2 protein-coding genes are annotated in these 25470 nt (G+C 76.0%); both read left to right on the top strand.

Translation table 11 applies throughout. The annotated features are described in order from the left end of the window. Positions 1-36 precede the first annotated feature (36 nt). Positions 37-11265: a type I polyketide synthase gene (locus ACGFIG_RS16920; RefSeq protein ID WP_393003746.1), complete on the top strand. Its 11229-nt coding sequence runs from the start codon at positions 37-39 to the stop codon at positions 11263-11265. 46 nt (positions 11266-11311) lie between these two features. Continuing rightward, a complete protein-coding gene (locus tag ACGFIG_RS16915) occupies positions 11312-25450 on the top strand; it encodes a type I polyketide synthase (RefSeq protein WP_393003744.1) in 14139 nt (4712 codons plus the stop codon). The last annotated feature ends 20 nt before the right edge of the window (positions 25451-25470 follow it).

Below are 25470 nucleotides of genomic sequence, written 5' to 3'. Positions count from 1 at the left end.
CCGGGGACCTGTGGTGTCACGAGAAAGCGAGATGTCATGGCGGACGAAGAGCGGCTGCGCGAGTACCTGACGCGGGTCGTCGCCGAGCTGCAGCAGACCCGCCAACGGCTGCGCGAGGTCACCGCCGAGGAGTCCGAGCCGGTGGCGATCGTGGCGATGAGCTGCCGCTACCCGGGCGGCATCACCTCGCCCGAGGAGCTCTGGGAGTTCGTCTCGTCCGGCGGGGACGCCATCGGCGACTTCCCCACCGACCGGGGCTGGGACCTGGACCGGCTCTACCACGCCGATCCGGACAACGCCGGCACCTCGTACACCACCTCCGGCGGGTTCCTGCGCGACGCCGGGCACTTCGACGCGGCCCTGTTCGGCATCTCGCCGCGCGAGGCGGTCGCCATGGACCCGCAGCAGCGGCTGCTGCTGGAGGTCACCTGGGAGCTGTTCGAGCGGGCCGGCATCGCCCCGCTGTCGCTGCGCGGCAGCCGCTCCGGCGTCTTCGTCGGCACCTCCGGGCAGGACTACGCCGCCGTGCTGCACCGGGCGCCCGGCGTCGAGGGGTACGTGCTGACCGGCACCGCCGCCAGCGTCGTCTCCGGCCGGCTGGCGTACACGTTCGGGCTGGAGGGCCCGTCGGTCACCGTGGACACCGCCTGTTCGTCGGCGTCGGTCGCCATCCACCTCGCCTGCCAGGCGCTGCGCCAGCGGGAGTGCGGGCTCGCCCTGGCCGGCGGCGCGACCGTGCTGGCCACCCCCGGCCCGTTCGTCGAGTTCTCCCGGCAGCGGGGCCTGGCCGCCGACGGCCGGTGCAAGTCGTTCGCCGCCTCCGCAGACGGCACCGGCTGGTCCGAGGGCGTCGGCATGCTGCTGCTGGAACGGCTCAGCGACGCCCGCCGCAACGGCCACCCCGTACTGGGCGTCATCCGCAGTTCGGCGGTCAACTCCGACGGCGCGTCCAACGGGCTCACCGCCCCCAACGGCCCGTCCCAGCAGCGGGTCATCCGGCAGGCCCTGGCCGGCGCGAAGCTCACCCCCGACCTGGTCGACGTGGTGGAGGCCCACGGCACCGGCACCACCCTCGGCGACCCGATCGAGGCCCAGGCGCTGCTCGCCACCTACGGCCGGGAACGGGGCGACGCCGCGCCGCTGCTGCTCGGCTCGATCAAGTCGAACATCGGTCACACCCAGGCCGCCGCCGGCATCGCCGGGGTGATCAAGATGGTGCTGGCGATGCGGCACGGCGTCGTGCCGGCCACCCTGCACGTCGACGAGCCCACCCCGCACGTGGACTGGGCTGCCGGCGCGGTCACCCTCGTCACCGAGGCCACGCCGTGGCCGGCAGTGGACCGCCCGCGCCGGGCCGCTGTCTCGTCGTTCGGGATGAGCGGCACCAACACCCACCTCATCCTCGAACAGCCCGAGCCGGCCGGTGTCGAGACCGACCGGCCGGAGGTGCCCGCGCCCGCGCCGGTGCTGCTCACCGGCCGTACCCGCACCGCGCTGCGCCGCCAGGCCGAGCGCTGGTCGCGGCACGTCGCCGACGACGCGCACCTGCGGCCGGCCGACGTCGCCTGGACCTCGGTGGTCTCCCGCTCGCCCCTGGAACACCGGGCGGTCGTCCTCGCCGACGACCGCGACGGCCTGCTCGCCGCCCTGCACGCCCTCGCCGACGACCGGCCCGCCCCCGGCCTGGTCACCGGCGCCGCCGCCGAACGCGGCGGGGTCGCGTTCCTCTTCTCCGGCCAGGGCGCCCAGCGCGCCGGCGCCGGCCGGGACCTGTACGAGGCGTACCCCGTCTACGCCGAGGCGCTCGACGAGGTCTGCGCCCACCTCGACCACCGGCTGCCCCGGCCGCTGAAGCCGCTGCTGCACGCCGAGCCCGGCACCGCCGAGGCCGCACTGCTCGACCAGACCGTCTTCACCCAGGCCGCGCTGTTCGCCGTCGAGGTGGCGCTGCACCGGCTGCTCGGCTCCTGGGGGCTGGCCCCCGACCTGGTCGCCGGGCACTCCGTCGGTGAGTTGACCGCCGCCCACGTGGCCGGCGTGCTCAGCCTCGACGACGCGTGCGCCCTCGTCGCCGCCCGGGGCCGGCTCATGCAGGCCCTGCCCGCCGGCGGCGCGATGCTCGCCGTCGCCGCCGACGAGGCCCGGGTCGCCGAGTCGATCGCCGCGCTGACCGACCGGGTCACCGTCGCCGCCGTCAACGGCCCCGACGCCGTCGTCGTCTCCGGCGACGGCACGGCCATCGACGAGCTGGCCGAACTCTGGACCGGCCGGGGGGTGAAGGTGCGGCGGCTGCGGGTCAGCCACGCCTTCCACAGCCCGCTCATGGAGCCGATGCTCGCCGAGTTCGCCGCCGTCGCCGCCGGCCTCGACCTGCGCGCCCCGACCCTGCCGGTGGTGTCCAACCTGACCGGTGAGCTGGCCGACCCCGCGCAGCTCACCGACCCGGACTACTGGGTGCGCCACGTCCGGGGGGCGGTCCGCTTCGCCGACGGCGTACGGACCCTGCGCGCCCAGGGCGTCGGCACCTTCGTGGAGGTCGGCCCCGACGCCGTCCTCACCGCCAGCGTTCAGGCGACCCTCGCCGAGGCCGAGGCCGGCGACGCCGCCCCCGCCGTGGTGGTGCCGGTGCTGCGCCGGGACCGCCCGGACCGCCGTACCCTGCTCGCCGCCCTCGCCCAGCTCCACGTCGCCGGTACGCCGCCGCGCTGGGCGGACGTCCTCGCCGACCGGCCCGGCCAGCTCGTCGACCTGCCCACGTACCCGTTCGAGCGGCAGCACTACTGGGTGCCGGCCGAGGCGCCCGCCGACGACACCACGACGGGCGGGGCCGGCGCGCTCGACCGGCGGTTCTGGGCGGCCGTCGAACGCGCCGACCTCGACGCGCTGCGCGACACCCTCGCCGTCACCGACACCGCCGCCGCCGAGTCGCTGCGTACCCTGCTGCCCGTCCTCGCCGACTGGCGGCGGCAGCGGCAGGAACACTCCGTCCTCGACGGCTGGCGGTACCGGGAAGAGTGGCAGGTGACCCCAGAGCCCGCCCCGGCGCGGCTGGCCGGCACCTGGCTGCTGGCGCTGCCCGCCGGCGGCGTCGACGACCCGGCGGCGCGGACCGTCCGGGCCGCGCTGACCGGCGCCGGCGCCGACGTGCAGCCGCTGACCGTCGAGCCGGACGCCGACCGGGCGGCCCTCGCGGCGACCCTCGCCGGTACCGACCTCGCCGGGATCGTCTCCCTGCTCGCCGCGGAACCGCCCACCGCCGACGGCACCGTCCTGCCCGGCCTGACCGCCACCCTCGCCCTCGTGCAGGCGCTCGGCGACGCCGGCGTGGCCGCGCCGCTGTGGCTGGTCACCCGGGGCGCGGTCGCCGCCGCCTCGTACGACCGGCTCGTCGACCCGGCGCAGGCCGCGATCTGGGGCCTCGGCCGGGTCGTCGGCGTCGAGGCGCCGCACCGCTGGGGCGGTCTGGTCGACCTGCCACCGGACCCCGACGAGCGGGCCGCCACCCGGCTCGCCGCGATCCTCACCGACTCGACCGGCGAGGACCAGCTCGCGGTACGCGGCCCCGGCGTCTTCGCCCGCCGCCTCGTCCGCGCCGCCCTCGGCGACCGCCCCCCGGCGCGCCGGTTCACGCCCACCGGGACGGCCCTGATCACCGGCGGCACCGGCGGGCTCGGGGCCCGCGCCGCCCGCTGGCTCGCCGCCGCCGGAGCCGAACACGTCGTGCTGGTCAGCCGGCGCGGCCCCGACGCCCCCGGCGCGGCCGAACTGGAGGCCGAGCTGACCGGCCTCGGGGCCCGGGTCACCGTCGCCGCCTGCGACATCGCCGACCGGGCCGCCCTCGCCGACCTGCTCGACCGGGTCGAGGCCGCCGGCCCGCCGGTGCGTACCGTCGTGCACACCGCCGGCATCGCGCAGGCCACCCCGCTGGCGGACGTCACCCCGGCCGAGTTGGCCGAGGTCACCGCCGGCAAGACCGCCGGCGCCACCCACCTCGCCGATCTGCTCGCCGACCGGGAACTGGACGCCTTCGTCGTCTACTCGTCCATCGCCGCCACCTGGGGCAGCGGCGGGCAGGCCGGGTACGCGGCCGGCAACGCCTACCTGGACGCGCTGGTTCGCCAGCGTCGGGCCGACGGCCGGGCCGGCACCGCCATCGCCTGGGGCCCCTGGGCCGACGGTGGCATGCACGCCGCCGACGCCGAACGGAACCTGCGCCGCCGGGGCCTGCCCGCCATGGACCCGGCCGTCGCCATGGGCGCGTTGCAACAGGCCCTCGACCACGACGACGTCACCGTGACGGTGGCCGACGTGGACTGGGCCCGGTTCGCCCCCGCGTACGCCTCCGCCCGCCGCCGGCCGCTGCTGGAGGGCGTACCGGAGGCGCGGGCCGCCCTCGACGGCGGCGCCACGGTCGACGACGGCGACGACGGCCCGGCGGCGACCCTGCGCCGCCGCCTCGCCGCACTGACCCCGGCCCGGCAGGAGGAGAGCGTCGCCGACCTGGTCCGCGAACTCGCCGCCGACGTGCTCGGCCACGACGGCGGGGCCGCCGCCGTCCCGGCGACCACGGCGTTCCGCGACCTCGGCTTCGACTCGCTGACCGCCGTGGAGCTGCGCAACCGGCTTGCCGCCGCCACCGGGCAGGCGCTGCCCACCACCCTGGTCTTCGACCACCCCACCCCGGTCGTGCTGGCCCGGTTCCTGCTCGCCGGCCTCTTCGGCGCCGACGCCGGGGCGGCTCCCGTCGCCGCCCCGGCAACCGTGGACGACGACGAGCCGGTGGCCATCGTCGCCATGGCCTGCCGCTACCCCGGCGGCGTCGACGACCCCGAGCGGCTGTGGCGCCTCGTCGCCGACGGCGTCGACGCGATCGGCGACTTCCCGACCGACCGGGGCTGGGACCTCGACCGGCTCTACGACCCCGACCCGGCCAACCCCGGCACGACGTACGCCGACAAGGGCGGCTTCCTGCACGCGGCGGGCGAGTTCGACCCGGGCTTCTTCGGGATCTCGCCGCGCGAGGCGTCGGCGATGGATCCGCAGCAGCGGTTGCTGCTGGAGGTTTCGTGGGAGGCGGTCGAGCGGGCAGGGGTTGAGCCTGGGGTCCTTCGGGGTTCGCGAACAGGGGTGTTCGTGGGCACGAATGGTCAGGACTATGGGGCACTGCTGATGGCTGCGGGGGAGCAGGCCGAAGGGTTCGGGGCCACGGGGAACGCCGCGAGTGTGGTGTCGGGTCGGGTGGCGTACGCGTTGGGGTTGGAGGGGCCGGCGGTGTCGGTGGACACGGCGTGTTCGTCGTCGTTGGTGGCGTTGCACCTGGCGGTGCAGTCGCTGCGGCGTGGCGAGTGCGACCTGGCCCTCGCCGGCGGCGTCACGGTCATGGCCACCCCCGCCACCTTCTTCGAGTTCTCCCGGCAGCGGGGCCTCGCGGCCGACGGCCGGTGCAAGGCGTTCGCGGCGGCCGCCGACGGCACCGGTTGGGGCGAGGGCGTCGGCATGCTGCTCGTGGAGCGGCTGTCGGACGCCCGGCGCAACGGTCACCGGGTGCTGGCGGTGGTGCGTGGGTCGGCGGTCAACCAGGACGGCGCCTCCAACGGGCTGACGGCGCCGAACGGTCCGTCGCAGCAGCGGGTGATCCGGCAGGCCCTCGCCGGTGCCCGGCTGGGCAGCGCCGACGTGGACGTGGTGGAGGCGCACGGTACGGGCACCACGCTGGGTGACCCGATCGAGGCGCAGGCCCTGCTGGCGACGTACGGGCAGGGCCGCGAGGGACACGAGCCGCTGCTGCTGGGCTCGATCAAGTCGAACATCGGCCACACCCAGGCCGCCTCGGGCGTCGCCGGTGTGATCAAGATGGTGCTGGCGATGCGCGAGGGCGTGGTCCCCGCGACGCTGCACGTGGACGAGCCGTCGCCGCACATCGACTGGTCCGCCGGCGCGGTCGAGTTGGCGACGGAGTCGCGGTCGTGGCCGGCGGTGGACCGGCCGCGCCGGGCGGCGGTGTCGTCGTTCGGTATGTCCGGCACGAACGCCCACGTGATCATCGAACAGGCCGACGAGCTGTCCGAGGCCGCCGCTCCGGTCGGGCACGGTCCGGGCCTGGTGGCCTCGGATGTCGTGGTGTGGCCGGTGTCGGCGCGGTCGAAGGGCGCGCTCGCGGGGCAGGCGGCCCGGCTCGCGGACTTCCTGCGCGAGCGCGGCGACGGCGGCGCCGGTCACCTCCAGCGGGCCGCCGGAGCCGTGGTGGATGCGGCGGCGGTGGGCTGGTCCCTCGCCGCCACCCGGTCGACGTTCGACCAGCGGGCGGCCGTCGTCGGGTCGAGCACGGAGGAGTTGCTGGCGGGGCTGGATGCTCTGGCGTCGGGGTCGCCGGCCGGCAACGTGGTCGCCGGTACGGCGTCGTCGCACGGTGCGGGTGCGGTGTTCGTGTTCCCGGGTCAGGGTGCGCAGTCGGCGCGGATGGCGGCTGGCCTGGTGGGTCGTGCGCCGGTGTTCGACGCGCGGTTGGCGGAGTGTCAGCGGGCCCTTGCGCCGTACCTGGACGTGGATCTCGTGTCGGTGTTGACGGGTGATGACGAGTCGTGGTTGGAGCGGGTCGAGGTCGTGCAGCCGGTGCTGTGGGCCGTCGGCGTCGCTCTCGCGGCGGTGTGGCAGCACGTCGGGGTCACTCCGGCTGTGGTGGTCGGTCACTCGCAGGGTGAGATCGGTGCGGCGTGTGTGGCGGGGATCCTCAGCTTGGAGGACGCGGCGAAGGCCGTGGCGTTGCGGTCGCGGGCGCTGACGGTGCTGCGGGGTACCGGCACGATGGCGTCGGTGGACCTGTCGGCCGAGTCGGTCGCCGAGCGGTTGTCGGCGTTCCCCGGGGTGGGTGTCGCGGCCGTGAATGGCCCGTCGACTGTGGTGGTGTCGGGTCCGCCGCAGCCGGTCGCCGACCTGGTGGAGGCGTGCCAGGCCGACGGGGTGCGCGCCCGACTGATTCCGGTGGACTACGCGTCGCACTCGGCGGCGGTGCAGGAGGTCGCCGAGCAGTTGCGCGCCGACCTGGCGGGCGTGACCCCGCGACAGGGGCACACCCGGCTCGTGTCGACGTTGACCGGGGACTGGGTGGACCCGTCCTCGATGACGGCGGACTACTGGTACGACAACCTGCGGCAGACCGTCCAGTTCGACGCGGCGGTGCGGGTGGCCGTCGCCGCCGGGCACACGACGTTCGTGGAGATCTCCCCGCATCCGGTGTTGACGATGCCGGTCACGGCGATTCTCGACGACGCCGGTGTCACCGGGCACACCCTGGGCAGCCTGCGGCGGGGTGACGACGATCCGACGCGGCTGTTGACGAACCTCGCGACCGCCCACACGATCGGCCTGCCCGTCGACCTGACGGCCGTCCTCGCCGAGGCGGACACCGTGGCACTGCCCACGTACGCCTTCGAACGGGGACGTTTCTGGCTGGACGCGCCCGCGCACCGCGTACGCGACGTCGGCTCCGCCGGCCTCCAGGACACCGGTCACCCGCTGCTCAGCGCGGCCGTACCCGTCGCCGACGACCGGACGGTGGTGCTCACCGGGCGGCTGTCGGTGCGTACCCACCCGTGGCTGGCCGACCACGCCGTCGGCGGGGCGGTGATCGTCCCCGGCACCGGGCTGGTCGACATGGTGGTCCGGGCCGGCGACGAGGTCGACGCCGGCCAGGTGGGCGACCTGACGTTGATCAACCCGCTGGTGCTCCCGCCGGCCGGCGCGGTGCAGGTGCAGGTACGCGTGGGCCCGCCCGGCGACACCGGCGAGCGGAGCGTCACCGTGCACTCCCGCCCCGAGGAGGACGCCGACGCCGAGTGGACCCGGCACGCCGAGGGCCTCCTGCTGCCGCAGCTGCCCGCCCCGGTCGCCGTACCGGGGCAGTGGCCGCCGGCCGACGCCGTCGAGGTCGACGCCGACCTGGACGCCTGGTACGCGCAGATGGCCGAGGGCGGTCTCGGCTACGGCCCCGCCTTCCAGGGGCTGCGCCGGGTGTGGCGTGGCGACGGCGAGGTCTACGCCGAGGTGGCCCTCCCCGAGGAGGCGAGCGCCGACGCGTCCCGCTTCGGGCTGCACCCGGCCCTGTTCGACGCGGCCCTGCAGGCCAGCGGGGTCACCGCCCTGCTCGGCGCCCCGGCGGACACCTCCGGCGCGGGCTGGATGCCGTTCGCCTTCCGTTCGGTCGCCCTGCACGCCCACGGCGCCACCCGGCTGCGGGCGCGGCTGCGCCCGCTCGGCCCGGACACCGTCGCGGTCACCCTCGCCGACACCGCCGGCCAGCCGGTCGCGACCGTCGAGTCGCTGACGTTCCGCCCGGTCGCCGCGGGGCGGGCCGACGAGGCCGCCGCCCTGCGCCGCAGCTCGGTGTTCCACCTGGACTGGACGCCGCTGCCGGGCACCGACGCGGCGGCGGGGGAGACGACCCGCTGGGCGCTGCTCGGCGACGACACCCTCGGCCTCGCCGGGGCGCTCGCCGCCGCCGGGCACCCGGTGCGGGCCCACGCCGACCTGGCGGCACTGGTCGTGGCGGTCGAGGAGTCCGGGGACGTACCCGACGTGGTGCTGGACCTGCGCTCCGGCGCGGAGTCGGACCCGCGGCGGGCCGGCGAGGCCGCGCACGACGCGGCCCGCGACGCGCTCGCGCTGGTGCAGCAGTGGTTGGGCGAGCCCCGGCTGGAGCGGTCCCGGCTGGTGCTGCACACCCGGGGCGCGGTCGGCGCGGCCCCGGGCGAGGCCCCGCGCGACCTGGCCCGGGCGAGCCTGTGGGGGCTGGTGCGCTCCGCGCAGTCCGAGCACCCCGGCCGGTTCACGCTGCTCGACACCGACGACGCCGCCGCCTCCCTGGCGGCGGTCCCGGCGGCCGTCGCCTCCGGCGAGCCGCAGCTCGCGCTCCGCGACGGCGTGCCGCTGGTGCCCCGGCTGGCCCGGGCGCGCGAGGCCGGCGTGCTGCCGCTGCCCGCCGACGAGGTGCCCTGGCGTCTCGACGTCACCGAGAAGGGCACGCTGGAGAACCTCGCCCTGCTGCCCGCCCCCCGCACGACCGGGGAGCTGCCGGCGGGTCACGTCCTGGTCGGGATGCGCGCCTCCGGGCTGAACTTCCGCGACGTGGTGCTGGCCCTCGGCATGGTCCCCGACCAGGAGGTGCTGGGCAACGAGGGCGCCGGTGTGGTGCTCGGCGTGGGACCGGGGGTCACCGACCTAGCCCCCGGCGACCGGGTCATGGGCATCTTCTCCGGTTCGTTCTCCTCGGCGGCGGTCACCGACCGCCGGCTGGTCACCCGCATCCCCGACGGTTGGTCGTACACCGACGCCGCCGCCGTGCCCGTGGTCTTCCTGACCGCCTGGTACGGGCTGGTGGAGCTGGCCCGGCTGCGCGCCGGGGAGTCCGTGCTCGTGCACGCGGCGGCCGGTGGCGTCGGCATGGCCGCCGTGCAGATTGCCCGCCACCTTGGCGCGGAGGTCTACGGCACGGCCAGCCCCGGCAAGTGGCCGGCGCTGCGCGCCACCGGCTTCGACGAGGCGCACCTCGCCTCCTCCCGCAGCCTCGACTTCGCCGACGAGTTCGCCCACCGCACCGGCGGGCGGGGCGTCGACGTGGTGCTCAACGCGCTGCGCGGCGAGTACGTCGACGCGTCGCTGCGGCTGCTCGCCGACGGCGGCCGGTTCGTCGAGATGGGCAAGACCGACAAGCGGGACCCGCGGCGGGTCGCCGCCGACCACCCCGGCGTCAGCTACCAGGTCTTCGACCTCATCGAGGCCGGCCCGGAGAAGATCGGCGCGATGCTGGGCGAGCTGATGGCGCTCTTCGCCGCCGGCGCGCTGCGGCCCCTGCCCCGGCGTACGTGGGACGTCCGGCGCGCCCCCGAGGCGTTCCGCTTCCTCAGCCAGGCCCGGCACGTCGGCAAGCTCGCCCTGAGCGTCCCGCAGGCGCCCCGGCTCGACGGCACGGTCCTCGTCTCCGGGGCGACCGGCACCCTCGGCGCGCTGCTCTGCCGGCACCTGGTCACCGCGCACGGCGCCCGGCAGCTGCTGCTGGTCAGCCGGCGCGGCCCGGACGCCGAGGGCGCCGACGACCTGCTCGCCGACCTCAAGGCGCTCGGCGCGGACGTGTCGATCGTCGCCGCCGACCTGGCCGACCCGGACGCCGTGGCGGACGTGCTGTCCATGGTGGACCGGCGGCACCCGCTGCGCGCCGTCGTGCACGCCGCCGGCGTCCTCGACGACGCCACCGTCGAGTCGCTCACCCCCGACCGCCTCGACGCGGTGCTGCGGCCCAAGGTCGACGTGGCCTGGAACCTGCACCGGGCCACCCTCGGCCACGACCTGAGCGCGTTCGTGCTCTTCTCGGCCGCCGCGGGCGTGTTCGGCGGCCCGGGCCAGGGCAACTACGCCGCCGGCAACGCGTTCCTCGACGCCCTCGCCGAGCATCGGCGGGCCCTCGGCCTGCCGGCGGTCGCGCTGGCGTGGGGCCGCTGGGCGCAGGCCAGCGGCATGACGGGACACCTCGACTCGGCCGACATCCGCCGGCTCGACCGGGGCGGCATGGCCGCCCTGTCCGACGACGAGGGGCTCGCCCTGTTCGACGCGGTCTGGCGCTCGGAGCGGGCGACCCTCATGCCCGCCAAGATCGTCACCGGTGTGGCCGCGCCCGGGTCACCCGTCCACCCGCTGCTGACCAACCTGGTCCGCCCCGCCGGCCGCCGGGCCGCGGCCGGCGAGGCCGCCGACGGGCAGGCGTACGCCGAGACGCTGCGCGCCCTGCCCGACGACAAGCGGGTACGTGCCCTGCGCGACCTGGTGCTGTCGCACGTGGCGGTCGTCCTCGGTCACGGCGATCCGGCCGGCATCGAGCCGACCCGCGCGTTCCGGGAACTCGGCTTCGACTCGCTCACCGCCGTCGAGCTGCGCAACCGGCTCGGCGCGGCCACCGGGCTACGGCTGCCGGCGACGCTGGTCTTCGACAACCCGACGCCCGAGGCACTCGCCGCCCACCTGGCCGGTCAGTTCGCCCCGGCGACCCCGCAGGGCGACGCGTCGACGGCGGGCCGGGAACTGGACCGGCTGGAGGCGGTGCTCGGCGGGCTCAACCCGACCGACGACGAGTTCCGCCGGATCACCGACCGGCTGCACGGCCTGCTGGGCCGGCTGACCGAGCGGCAGGCGGACGCGGACGGCGACGACGACCTGGAGTCGGCCACCGCCGAGAACATCTTCGACCTGATCGACCGCGAGCTGGAGACGTCGTGACCACCAGCCGCAACGACATCGGCATGCCGAGTGAGGTAGGTCCACGGTGAGCAACGAGGACGAGAAGTACGTCGAGTACCTGAAGCGTACGACCTCGGAGCTGCGGCGTACCCGGCGTCGGCTGCGCGAGCTGGAGGCCCGCGACGCCGAGCCCATCGCCATCGTGGCGATGAGCTGCCGCTACCCCGGCGGGGTCGACAGCCCCGAGGCGCTGTGGCAGCTCGTGCACGACGGCGGCGACGGGATCGGGCCGTTCCCCGCCGACCGGGGCTGGGACCTGGAGAACCTCTTCCACCCCGACCCCGACCACCCGGGCACCAGCTACGTGCGCGAGGGCGGCTTCGTCTACTCCGCCGCCGACTTCGACGCCGACCTGTTCGGCATCTCGCCGCGCGAGGCCGTCGCCATGGACCCGCAGCAGCGGCTGCTGCTGGAGACCTCCTGGGAGGCGTTCGAGCGGGCAGGGCTGCCGCTGCCGGCCGTCCGGGGCAGCCGCACCGGCGTCTTCGTCGGGGCGTCCTCGCACGGCTACGACGGCATGATGGCGCAGGCCGAGAACGGCGAGGGGCACCTGCTCACCGGCAACGCCACCAGCGTCATCTCCGGCCGCGTCGCGTACACCCTCGGGCTGGAGGGGCCGGCGGTCACCGTCGACACCGCCTGCTCGTCCTCGCTGGTCGCCGTCCACCTGGCGGCGCAGGCCCTGCGCAACGGCGACTGCGAGCTGGCGCTGGCCGGCGGCGTGACGGTCATGCCCACCCCGGCGGTCTTCGTCGGCTTCAGCCGGCAACGCGGCCTCGCCGCCGACGGCCGGTGCAAGGCGTTCGCCGCCGGCGCCGACGGCACCTCGTGGTCCGAGGGCATCGGCATGCTGCTGCTCACCCGGCTCTCCGACGCGCAGCGGCACGGGTACCCGGTGCTCGCCGTGGTGCGCGGCAGCGCGGTGAACCAGGACGGCGCGTCCAACGGCCTGAGCGCCCCGCACGGCCCCTCCCAGATCCGCGTCATCCGGCAGGCCCTGGCCAACGCCCGGCTCACCCCCGAGCAGGTCGACGTCGTGGAGGCGCACGGTACGGGCACCCGGCTCGGCGACCCGATCGAGGCGCAGGCGCTGCTGGCCACGTACGGGCAGGACCGCGACGACGCCGCGCCGCTGCTGCTGGGGTCGGTGAAGTCGAACATCGGGCACGCCCAGGCCGCCGCCGGGGTGGCCGGTGTGATCAAGATGGTGATGGCGATGCGGCACGGTGTCGTGCCGCCCACCCTGCACGTCGACGAGCCGTCCCCGCACATCGACTGGACCGCCGGGGCGGTCACCCTCGCCACCGCCGCCACCCCGTGGCCCGCCGTGGACCGGCCGCGTCGGGCCGCGGTGTCGTCGTTCGGCGTGTCCGGCACCAACGCGCACACCATCATCGAGCAGGCCCCGGCCTCCGCTGAGGTCGAGGACGAGGCCGGATCCGCGCCGAGGGTCCCGGCGACCCGCACCGTGGCCCCCGTGCTGCTCTCCGCCCGCTCCGACGCCGCGCTCGCCGCGCAGGCCGGCCGCTGGGCCGCCCGGTTCGCCGCCGACGAGACCCTGCGCCCGCTGGACGTGGCCTTCTCGTCGGTCACCTCCCGCTCCACCCTGGACCGCCGCGCCGTGCTGTCCGCGACCGGCCGCGACGACCTGCTCGCCGGCCTGCGCGCCCTCGCCGCCGGGGAACCGGCCGGCACCGTCGTGGTCGGCGCCGGGTCGCCGCGCGGCCAGCTCGCGGTGCTCTTCTCCGGCCAGGGCGCGCAGCGCGCCGGCATGGGCCGGGAGCTGTACGACGAGTTCCCCGTCTTCGCCACCGCCCTCGACGAGGTGTGCGGGTACCTGGACCGGGCCCTGCCGCGCCCCCTGCGCGAGGTGCTCTTTGCCGCCGAGGGGTCGGCCGACGCCGAGCTGCTGGACCGGACGGTGTTCACGCAGGCCGGCCTGTTCGCCGTCGAGGTGGCGCTGTTCCGGCTGGTCGAGTCCTTCGGCATCGCCCCCGACCTGGTCGCCGGCCACTCGATCGGCGAGGTCACGGCCGCGTACGTGGCCGGGGTGCTGTCGCTGGAGCACGCCTGCGCGCTGGTGTCGGCACGGGGCCGGCTGATGCAGGCGCTGCCGGCCGGTGGCGGAATGCTGGCCGTGGCGGCGACCGAGGCCGACGTGCTGGCCACGCTGGACGGCCTGGCCGACGTGGGGATCGCGGCCGTGAACGGGCCGACGGCGGTCGTCGTCTCCGGTGCCGTCGAGGCCCTCGACGAGGTGGAGCGGGTCTGGCGCGACCGGGGCGTGCGTACGCGCCGGCTGACCGTGAGCCACGCGTTCCACAGCCCGCTCATGGAGCCGATGCTCGCCAGGTTCCGCGCGGTGCTCGACAAGCTGACCTTCGCCGCGCCGTCGCTGCCCGTCGTGTCGAACGTGACGGGGGCGCTCGCCGACGCCGACGAGATCCGTACGGCCGACTACTGGGTGCGCCACGTCCGGGAGGCCGTCCGCTTCGCCGACGGGGTCACCGCGCTGCGGGCCGCCGGAGTCGACACGTTCCTGGAGATCGGGCCGCGCAGCGTCCTGACCGCCATGGTCGGCGACGCCCTGCCTGCCGGGGAGAGCGTGCTCGCCGTGCCGGCGCAGCGCGGGGACCGGTCCGAGACGCACGGGCTGCTGGCCGGCCTGGCCGAGCTGCACGTGCACGGGGTGGCCGTCGACTGGCAGCCGTGGTTCGCCGACACCGACGCCCAACGCGTGGACCTGCCCACGTACGCGTTCCAGCACCAGCGCTACTGGCCCGAGGTCGGCGACGCCGCCGGACGGGCCGCGCCGGGCGACGCCGCCGAGGGGGACTTCTGGGCGGCCGTGGAGCGCGGCGACCTGACCGGCGTCGCCGCCCACCTGGCGGTGCAGGACGATCCCGCCGCGGTCGAGGCCCTCGCCCCGGCCGTACCGGTGCTGTCGTCGTGGCGGCGGTCCCGCCAACGCGACGCCGTGGTGGACGGCTGGACGTACCGGGTCGACTGGGAGCCGGTACGCCCCGCCGCCGCGCCGGCGCTGACCGGCCGCTGGCTGGTCGTCACCGCCGACGCCGACGACGCCGGCGTGGCCGGGACCCTGACCGTTGCGGGCGCCCACGTCGACATCCTCACCGTCACCCCGGGCGTCGACCGCGCGGAGCTGACCGGCCTGCTGCGCGGCCACGGCGACCAGGGCTGGGCCGGGGTGCTCTGCGTGCTTCCCGCGACCGACCGGGCGCTGCCGCACGCCCCGGCCGTCTCGGGCGGCGCCGCGCTGCTGCTCACCCTCACCCAGGCGCTCGCCGACGCCGGCCTGCCCGGCCGGCTCTGGTGCCTCACCCGGGGCGCCGTCCGCGTCGGCGTCGGCGAGACCGTCGCCGACCCGTGGGCCGCCCTGGCCTGGGGCCTGGGTCGGGTCGTCGCCCTCGAACAGCCTGACCGCTGGGGCGGCCTGGTCGACCTGCCCGCCCGCGTCGACCGCACCGCCTCCGACGCGCTGCTCGCCGTCCTCGCAGACGGTGGCCACGACCAGGTGGCGATCCGCCCGCAGGGCGTCCTCGGCCGGCGGCTGCTGCCGGCCGCGCCGCCCGCGGGTGCGGGTTGGCGGCCTGCCGGGACGGTGCTGGTGACTGGTGGTACGGGTGCGTTGGGTCGGCATGTGGCTCGTTGGTTGCTGGCCAACGGGGTGGCCGAGGTGGTGCTCGCTTCGCGGCGGGGTCCGGCGGCGCCGGGCGCGGCGGAGTTGGTGGCCGAGTTGGGTGCGGTACGGGTGGTGGCGTGTGACGTCACCGATCGGGCCGCCGTCGACGCCCTGGTGGCGGACCTGCCGGAGCTGACCGCCGTCGTGCACACCGCCGGCGTGGTCGACGACGGCGTCCTCGACGGGCTCGACCTGGCCCGCATGCAGACCGTCCTCGACGGCAAGGTCCGCGCCGCCCGGGTGCTGCACGAGGCCACCGCCCACCGCGACCTCGGCGCGTTCGTGCTCTTCTCCTCCCTCGCAGGGGTCATCGGCAGCGCCGGGCAGGGCAACTACGCGGCCGCCAACGCCTACCTCGACGCGTTCGCTGCCTGGCGCCGCGACCAGGGCCTGCCCGCCACCGCCATCGCCTGGGGCGCCTGGGCCGAGGACGGCATGGCCGCCGCCCTCACCGCCCGGCTCGCCCGCGGCGGGGTCAACCCGCTCCCCGTCGCCGAGGCCGTCACCGCCCTCGGCCGGCTGGTCAACACCGCCGAGCCGGCCGTCACCGTCGCCGACGTCGACTGGGGACGCCTCGCCGCCTCCTGGGGCCGCCCGACGCCACTGATCGCCGCCCTGCCCGGGGTGCCCGCCGTGCCCACCGGCCCCGCCCGCGCCGTGGTCGTCGGCCGGTCCCTGCCGCAGCTCGCCGACCTCGTCCGCACCCAGGCCGCCGTCGTGCTCGGCTACCCGGCCGGCCAGCCGCTGCCCGACCGCACCTTCCGCGACCTCGGCTTCGACTCGCTCACCGCCGTCGAACTGCGCAACCGGCTGACCGCCGAAACGGGCATGACCCTGCCCGCCACGCTGGTCTTCGACCACCCCACGGTCGCCGAACTCGCCGCCCACCTGCACGGCCTCACCGCCGGGCACACCACCAGCGAGGTGGTCGCCGACGGCACGGGCCGCGACCGCGAGCCGATCGCCATCGTCGCGATGAGCTGCCGATTCCCCGGCGGCGTCGCCTCGCCGGAGCAGCTCTGGGACCTCGTCGCCACCGGCACCGACGCGATGAGCCTGATGCCCGGCGAGCGCGGCTGGAACCTCGCCGAGCTGTACCACCCCGACCCCGAGCACCTCGGCACCAGCTACGTCCGGGAGGGCGGCTTCGTCACCGGGGCCGGCGAGTTCGACCCGGCGTTCTTCGGCATCAGCCCCCGCGAGGCCCTCGCCATGGACCCGCAGCAGCGGCTGCTGCTGGAGACCACCTGGGAGGCGTTCGAGCGGGCCCGGATCGACCCGACCGCCCTGCGCGGCACCCGCACCGGCGTGTACGTCGGCACCAACGGCCAGGACTACGGCTCACTGCTGATGGCCACCGGGGACGTCGACGAGAACTACCTCGCCACCGGCACCTCCGCCAGCGTCATCTCCGGCCGGCTGGCGTACACCTTCGGGCTGCACGGCCCGGCGGTCACCGTCGACACCGCCTGCTCGTCGTCGCTGGTCGCGATGCACCTGGCCGCGCAGGCCCTCCAGACGGGGGAGTGCGACCTCGCCCTGGCCGGCGGCGCCACCGTGATGGCCACCCCCGGCATCTTCGTCGGCTTCTCCCGCCAGCGCGGCCTCGCCGCGGACGGCCGGTGCAAGCCGTTCGCCGGGGCCGCCGACGGCACCGGCTGGGGCGAGGGCATCGGCCTGCTGGTGCTCCAGCGGCTCTCCGACGCCCGCCGCGACGGTAACCCGATCCTCGCCGTGCTGCGCGGCAGCGCCGTCAACCAGGACGGCGCCTCCAACGGCCTCACCGCCCCCAACGGCCCCGCCCAGCAGCGGGTGATCCGGCAGGCCCTCGCGAACGCCGGGCTCACCCCCGACCAGGTCGACGCCGTCGAGGCGCACGGCACCGGGACCACCCTGGGCGACCCGATCGAGGCGCAGGCCCTCATCGCCACGTACGGGCAGGACCGTCCCGCCGACCGGCCGCTCTGGCTCGGCTCGGTGAAGTCGAACATCGGGCACACCCAGGCCGCCGCCGGCGTCGCCGGGGTGATGAAGATGGTGCTGGCCATGCGGCACGGGGTGCTGCCGCCCACCCTGCACGTGGACGAGCCCACCCCGCACGTCGACTGGAGCGCCGGCAGCGTCGAGCTGCTCACCTCCGCCCGACCGTGGGAGCCGGTCGACGGCGTACGCCGCGCCGCCGTCTCCTCGTTCGGCATCAGCGGCACCAACGTGCACACCATCCTCGAACAGGCCCCCGCCGACGAGCCGGATTCCGAGCCGACGGCCGGCGGGCCGGGCGGGGAACTGCCCTGGGTGCTCTCCGGGCGCACCGTCGACGCCCTCACCGCCCGCACCCGCGACCTGCGCGACCACCTCGACACCGTCGACGACGCCGGGCTCACCGACGTCAGCTGGTCGCTGGCCGCCACCCGCGCGTCGCACGACCACCGGGCCGTCGTCTTCGCCGCCGACCGCGACGAGCTGACCGCGTCCCTCGACGCGCTCGCCGCCGGCCGGCCCACCCCGCAGACCGTCACCCGTGTCCCCGGCACGCCGGGCGAGGTCGCGTTCGTCTTCCCCGGCCAGGGCTCGCAGTGGGTCGGCATGGCCGCCGAGCTGCTCGACACCGCCCCGGTCTTCGCGCAGACGTTCACCGCCTGCGCCGAGGCGCTGCGCCCGTACGTCGACTGGTCGCCGACCGACGCGGTGCGCGGCGCGCCCGACGCCCCCTCGCTGGAGCGGGTCGACGTCGTGCAGCCCACCCTGTTCGCGGTCAGCGTCTCGCTCGCCGCCCTCTGGGAGTCGTACGGCGTACGCCCCTCCGCCGTCGTCGGCCACTCCCAGGGCGAGATCGCCGCCGCGTACGTCGCCGGCGGTCTCACCCTGGACGACGCGGCGGCCGTGGTCGCCCTGCGCAGCCGGATCATCGCAGGCATCGCCGGGGACGGCGGCATGGTCTCGGTCGCCACCACCGCCGACGAGGCCACCGCGACGATCACCCGCTGGGCCGGCCGGATCGCCCTGGCCGCCGTCAACGGACCCACCTCCGTGGTGGTGTCCGGCGACAGCGCCGCCCTCGACGACCTCGTCGCCCACTACGAGTCCCGCGAGGTGCGGGTACGCCGCGTCCCCGTGGACTATGCGTCCCACTCCGCCCACGTCGAGCAGCTGCGCGACCAACTGCTGGAACTGCTCGCCGGGCTGCGGCCCCGCACCGGCGAGGTCCGGTTCCGCTCCACCGTCGAGGGCGACTGGCTCGACACCGCCGCCCTCGACGCCGACTACTGGTACCGCAACCTGCGGCAGACCGTCCGCTTCGACGACGCGGTACGCAGCCTCGTCGCCGCCGGCTACCAGACCTTCGTCGAGGTCAGCGCCCACCCGGTGCTGACCATGGCCGTGCAGGAGAGCGTCGAGCTGGCCGCCGCCGACCCGGACGCGGTGACCGTCACCGGCAGCCTCCGCCGGGGCGAGGGCGGCCTCGGCCGCTTCCTGCGCGCGGTGGCCGAGGTCTGGACCGGAGGTACGCCGGTGGACTGGCGGCCCGCCTTCGCGGGCCTCGCCGGGCGGCGTCGCGACCTGCCCACGTACCCGTTCCAGCGGCAGCTCTACTGGCCGCAGCCGTCCGCCGCGCCCGCCCCGGCTGCCGGCGTCGCCGGTCCCGTGGCCGACGACGAGGTCGACGCCCGCTTCTGGGCGGCCGTGGAGGCGGAGGACCTGAGCGCGTTCACGGCCGAGCTCTCCGCCACGACCGAGTCGCAGCCGGTATCCGACGCGGCGTTCGCCGACGTGCTGCCGGTCCTCGCCGCCTGGCGTCGCCGGCACCGCGACCAGGCCACCGTGGACTCCTGGCGGTACCGGGACAGCTGGACGCCGGTCGCCCCCGACGCCGCCGGCGAGCCGACCGTCACCGGCACCTGGTGGCTGCTCACCGGCCCCGACGACACCGGCGCGGCCGAGGCCGCCTTCTGCGGCGAGGCGCTGCGGCGGCACGGCGGCACCGTCGTACCGCTGGCGCTGGACGCCGACCGCACGGACCGCGCGGCGCTCGCCGCCCGGCTGCGCGACCTCGCCGACGGTGGCGCCCGGCCCGCCGGGATCGTGTCGCTGCTGCCGCTCGACGAGACGCCCGCCCCGGCGCACCCGTCGGTGCCGGTCGGCTTCGCCGGCACCGTCACCCTCGTGCAGGCGCTCGGCGACGCCGGCGTCCGCGCGCCGCTGTGGTGCCTCACCCGTGGCGCCGTCGCCACCGGCCCGGCCGACCCGCTGCCGCACCCGCTCCAGCAGCTCACCTGGGGCTTCGGCCGGGTAGCCGCACTGGAGCACCCGGACCGCTGGGGCGGCCTCGTGGACCTGCCCGACGAGCTCGACGACGCGGCCGGCCGCCGGCTGGTGCGCGTCCTTGCCGGCGCCGACGGGGAGGACCAGGTCGCGCTGCGGTGGGCCGGCGCGTTCGGCCGCCGACTGCTGCACGCCCCGCTCGGCGACACCCCCGCCCCGCGCACCTGGCGGCCCTCCGGCACCGCCCTGGTCACCGGCGGCACCGGCGCGCTCGGCGGCCACATGGCCCGCTGGCTCGCCGCCAACGGCGCCGCGCACCTGGTGCTGGTCAGCCGGCGCGGCCGGCAGGCCGAGGGCATCGCCGACCTCGAGGCCGAGCTGGTGGCGCTCGGTGCCCGGGTGACCGTCGCCGCCTGCGACGCCGCCGACCGGTCGGCGCTCGCCGCCGTCCTCGCCGACCTGCCGCCCGAGCACCCGCTGACCACCGTCGTGCACACCGCCGCCGTGCTCGACGACTCGGTGATCAACTCGCTCACCCTGGAGCAGGTCGACTACGCGCTCAGCGCGAAGGTCACCACCGCGCTGAACCTGCACGAGCTGACCCGCGAGCTGGACCTCGACGCGTTCATCCTGTTCTCCTCGATGGCCGGCACCGTCGGCAGCTCCGGCGTGGGCAACTACGCCCCCGGCAACGCCTTCCTCAACGCCCTCGCCGAGCACCGGCGGGCCCTCGGCCTGCCCGCCACCTCGATCGGCTGGGGCGCGTGGGGCGGTGGCGGCATGGCCGACGGCGAGTTCGGCCGGATGCTGCACCGCCACGGCGCACCCGAGATGCCGCCGCGGCTCGCCGTCGCGGCCCTGCACCAGGCCGTCGAGCACGACGAGACGTTCCTGACCATCTCGAACATCGCCTGGGACCGGTTCTTCGTCGCGTTCACCGCCACTCGGCCCGGCCCGCTGATCTCGGAGATCCCCGAGGCACAGCGGTTGCAGGCCACCAAGGGCCTCGCCGAGGCGAAGGAGACCGACGAGGCCAACCCCGCCGGCGCGTTCACCCGGATGAGCGCCGCCGAGCGCCAGCAGGCGCTGCTCGACCTGGTCCGCGACCAGGCGGCCACCGTCCTCAAGTACGCCGACGGCCAGGCCGTCGACCCGCACCACGCGTTCCGGGACCTCGGCTTCGACTCGGTGACGGCGGTGGAGCTGCGCAACCGGCTCGCCACCGCCACCTCGCTGCGGCTGCCGGTGACCCTGGTCTTCGACTACCCGTCACCGACCGCGCTCGCCCGGCACCTGCACGAGGAACTGGGCGGCGAGACCGCCGTGGCCGCCGAGACCGCCCCGGTGGCGCTCGGCGACGACGAGCCGGTGGCCATCGTCGCCATGTCCTGCCGCTTCCCCGGCGGGGCCAACGACCCCGAGCGGTTCTGGCAGATGCTGCACGCCGGCCGCGACGCCGTGTCCGACCTACCCGGCGACCGGGGTTGGGACGTCGAGAAGCTCTACGACCCCGACCCCTATTCCACCGGCACCTCCTACGTCCGCAGCGGCGCCTTCCTCTACGAGGCGGCGGAGTTTGATGCCGGTTTCTTCGGGATTTCCCCCCGTGAGGCGTTGGCCATGGATCCGCAGCAGCGGTTGCTGCTGGAGGTGTCGTACGAGGCGGTCGAGCGGGCAGGGGTTGAGCCTGGGGTCCTTCGGGGTTCGCGAACAGGGGTGTTCGTGGGCACGAATGGTCAGGACTATGGGGCCCTGCTGATGGTGGCGGGGGACGAGGTGGAGGGCTTCGCGGGCACGGGCAACGCCGCGAGTGTGGTGTCGGGTCGGGTGGCGTACGCGTTGGGGTTGGAGGGGCCGGCGGTGTCGGTGGACACGGCGTGTTCGTCGTCGTTGGTGGCGTTGCACCTGGCGGTGCAGTCGCTGCGGCGTGGCGAGTGCGACCTGGCCCTCGCCGGCGGCGTGACCGTGATGGCGACGCCCGGGCTGTTCGTGGAGTTCTCCCGGCAGCGGGGCCTGGCCGCCGACGGCCGGTGCAAGGCGTTCGCGGCTGGTGCCGACGGCACCGGTTGGGGCGAGGGTGTCGGCATGCTGCTCGTGGAGCGGCTGTCGGACGCCCGGCGCAACGGTCACGAGGTGCTGGCGATCGTGCGGGGCAGCGCCGTCAACCAGGACGGCGCCTCCAACGGGCTGACCGCCCCGAACGGGCCCTCGCAGCAGCGGGTGATCCGGCAGGCACTGGCCTCGGCGCGGCTCTCCACGGCCGACGTGGACGTGGTGGAGGCGCACGGTACGGGCACCACCCTCGGTGACCCGATCGAGGCGCAGGCCCTGCTCGCCACGTACGGGCAGGAGCGCGACGAGCCGCTGCTGCTCGGCTCGGTGAAGTCGAACATCGGCCACACCCAGGCCGCCGCCGGTGTCGCCGGTGTGATCAAGATGGTGCTGGCGATGCGCGAGGGCGTGGTCCCCGCGACGCTGCACGTGGACGAGCCGTCGCCGCACATCGACTGGACCTCGGGCGCGGTGGAGCTGGCGACGGAGTCGCGGCCGTGGCCGGCGGTGGAGCGCCCGCGCCGGGCGGCGGTGTCGTCGTTCGGCATCTCCGGCACCAACGCGCACGTCATCATCGAACTGCCCGAGGACCGGCCCGCCGAGAGCGCGGAGACCGACGGCGAGGCCACCGAGGGCCGCAGCCCGGGACTCGTGGCCTCCGACGTCGTCGTCTGGGCCGTGTCGGGGCGGTCGAAGGGCGCGCTGGCCGGTCAGGCCGCCCGCCTGGCCCAGCACGTCCGCGCGCACGCCGACCTCGACGCTGCGGCGGTGGGCTGGTCCCTCGCCGCCACCCGGTCGACGTTCGACCACCGGGCCGCCGTCGTCGGCGCCGGGGTGGCCGAGCTGCTGGCCGGGCTCGACGCCCTGTCCGCCGGCGCGCCGGCGGGGAACCTCGTCACGGGTACGGCCTCCGGAACGGGTGCGGTGTTCGTGTTCCCGGGTCAGGGTGCGCAGTCGGCGCGGATGGCTGCCGGGCTCGTCGGTCGTGCGCCGGTGTTCGACGCGCGGCTGGCGGAGTGCCAGCGGGCCCTGGCGCCGTACCTGGACGTGGACCTGGTTGCGGTGTTGACCGGCGAGGACGAGTCGTGGTTGGAGCGGGTCGAGGTCGTGCAGCCGGTGCTGTGGGCCGTCGGCGTCGCTCTGGCGGCGGTGTGGCAGCACGCGGGGGTCACCCCGGCTGTGGTGGTCGGTCACTCGCAGGGTGAGATCGGTGCGGCGTGTGTGGCGGGGATCCTCAGCTTGGAGGATGCGGCGAAGGCCGTGGCGTTGCGGTCGCGGGCGCTGATGGTGCTGCGGGGCACGGGGACGATGGCGTCGGTGGACCTGTCGGCCGAGGCGGTCGGCGAGCGCCTCGGGGAGTTCCCCGGCGTGGGCGTCGCGGCGGTCAACGGCCCGTCGACTGTGGTGGTGTCGGGTCCGCCGCAGCCGGTCGCTGACCTGGTGGAGGCGTGTCAGGCCGACGGGGTGCGGGCGCGGTTGATCCCGGTGGACTACGCGTCGCACTCGGCGGCGGTGCAGGAGGTCGCCGAGCAGTTGCGCGCCGACCTGGCCGACGTGACTCCGCGACAGGGCCACGTCCGGCTCGTCTCCACGCTGACCGGGGACTGGGTGGACCCGTCCTCGATGACGGCGGACTACTGGTACGACAACCTGCGGCAGACCGTCCAGTTCGAGGCCGCCGTGCGGGTGGCCGTCGAGGCGGGTCACACGACGTTCGTGGAGATCAGCCCGCATCCGGTGTTGACGATGCCGGTCACGGCGATCCTGGACGACGCCGGTGTCACCGGGCACACCCTGGGCAGCCTGCGGCGCGGCGACGACGATCCGACGCGGCTGTTGACGAACCTCGCGACCGCCCACACGATCGGCCTGCCCGTCGACCTGAGCACGGTCCTGGCCGAGACCGACACCGTGGCACTGCCCACGTACGCCTTCGACCGCAGCCGCTTCTGGCCCACCACGGTGACGGAGCAGGACGGCGCCGAGGTGACCCCGAGCGGCGTCGACTCCGCGTTCTGGGCGGCCGTCGAGAGCGAGGACCTGGCGGCGCTCGCGGAACTCACCGAGCAGGACGCGGCGGAGTCCCTCGAACGGCTGGGCGCGGCCCTGCCGGTGCTCGCCTCCTGGCGGCGCCAGCAGCGCAACCGCTCCAGCCTGGACGACCTGCGGTACCGCAGCGTCTGGCAGCCGTACACCGGGACGCCCGTCAGTTTCCTGCCCGGCGCCTGGTGGGTGATCGCCGACGAGCGGAACCCGGAGGAGGGCGAGGCCGCCGCCGTCGAGCTGGCCGGCCGGGGCGCCGACGTCCGGCTGGTGTCGGTGCCGGAGAACCTGACCGACCGGGACGCCCTCGTCGCGCACCTGAGTGGCGCCACCCGTACCGCCGACGGCGGAACGGCCCCGGTCGACGGGGTGCTGTCGCTGCTCGCCCTCGCCGACGGCGCGGTCGACGACACCCAGCCGGTGCCGCCGTTCCTCGCCCGGTCGCTGGCGCTGATCCAGGCGCTCGGCGACCTCGACGTCGCCGCGCCGCTGTGGTGCGTCACCCGGGGCGCCGCCGGTACCACCCGGGGCGGAGCGCCCGGTCGACCGGAGCAGTCGCTGCTCTGGGGCCTCGGCCGGGTCGTGGCCCTCGAACACCCCGAGCGCTGGGGCGGCCTGATCGACGTACCGGCCACCCTGGACGACCACGGCTGGGACCTGCTCTGCGCCGCGCTCGCCGGCCTCGACGGCGAGGACCAGCTCGCGGTCGACGGCGCCACCATCCTCGTCCGCCGGCTGGTGCGTTCGCCCGGCGGTGAGACCGCCACCGACGAGGCCGGCTACCCGGGCACGACGCTGGTCACCGGCGGCACCGGCGCGCTCGGCGCGGAGGTGGCCCGCTGGCTGGCCGCCCGGGGCGCCGAGCACCTGATGCTGGTCTCCCGTCGCGGTGCGGACGCTCCCGGCGTCACCGACCTCGTCCGGGAACTGACCGGGGCGGGCACGCGGGTGACCGTGGCGGCCTGCGACGTGGCCGACCGGGCGGCGCTGGCCAAGCTGCTCGACGAGGTGCCGGCCGAGGTGCCGCTGACCAGCGTGGTGCACGCGGCCGGCGTGCTGGAGGACGGGGTGCTCGACGGGCTCACCGCCGACCGGCTCGCCACCGTCCTGCGGCCCAAGGTGCTCGGTGCCCTGCACCTGCACGAGCTGACCGTCGGGCGGGAACTGCGCGCGTTCGTGCTGTTTTCGGCGATGGCCGGCCAGCTGGGCGCGGCCGGGCAGGGCAGCTACGCCGCCGCCAACGCCTACCTCGACGCCCTCGCCGAGCAGCGGCACCGCCAGGGTCTGCCGGCCACCTCGGTGGCGTGGGGTCCCTGGGCGGCCGGCGGCATGGCCGCCACCGACCAGGCCGTCGAGGAGCGCCGCCGTCGTACGGGCGTGTCCCGCCTCGACACCGGGCAGGCGCTTACGGCGCTCGCGCAGTGCGTCGCGCGGGACGAGCCGGCGACGATGGTGGTCGGCATCGACTGGGCCCGCTACGTGCCCGGGTTCGTGGCCGTGCGGCCCAGCCCGCTCATCGCGGGTGTGGCCGAGGCGCGTCGGGCCGTCGCCGAGCGGGCCGAGGAGACCGGCGTCTCCGCCGAGTCCCTGGCCGCGCTGCTCGCCGGGCAGACCGATGCCGAGCGGCGCAAGACCCTGCTGGAGCTGGTACGCGGGCAGGCCGCCGCGGTCCTCGGGCACGCCTCGATGGACGCCGTGGAGCCGGACCGGGCGTTCCGGGAACTCGGCTTCGACTCGCTGACCGCCGTGGAGCTGCGTAACCGGCTCACCGCGGCGACCGGCGTCCGGCTGCCCGCCACGGTGGTCTTCGACTACCCGACCGCCGCCGGGCTGGCCGAGTACGTGCGGGCCGCGATCGTCGACGGCGGGGTGGTCGGGGTCGCACCGGTCTTCGGTGAGCTGGACAGGTTGGAAGCGGCGCTCTCCGGCTCGGCGCCGGACCGGAGCGCCCGAATTCGGATCACCGAGCGGCTGCGGGCGCTGCTGGCCTCCCTCAACGAGGCCGACGCGCCGGCGGGCGGCGACACGGTCGCCGAGAAGCTCCAGGACGCGACGCCGGACGAGGTCTTCGACTTCATCGACCGTGAGCTGGGGATGTCCTGACGTGATCGCTGCTGCGACGA

The organism is Micromonospora sp. NPDC049048 (assembly GCF_043197615.1).
Taxonomy (GTDB): domain Bacteria; phylum Actinomycetota; class Actinomycetes; order Mycobacteriales; family Micromonosporaceae; genus Micromonospora.
Note: the sequence above shows the minus strand (reverse complement) of the source record. Positions and strands in the feature narration are given on the sequence as shown.

What these genes read in the sequence shown, in the direction of transcription:
- ACGFIG_RS16920 (WP_393003746.1), top strand. Translation starts at nt 37, where the DNA reads ATGGCGGACGAAGAGCGGCTGCGCGAGTACCTGACGCGGGTCGTCGCC.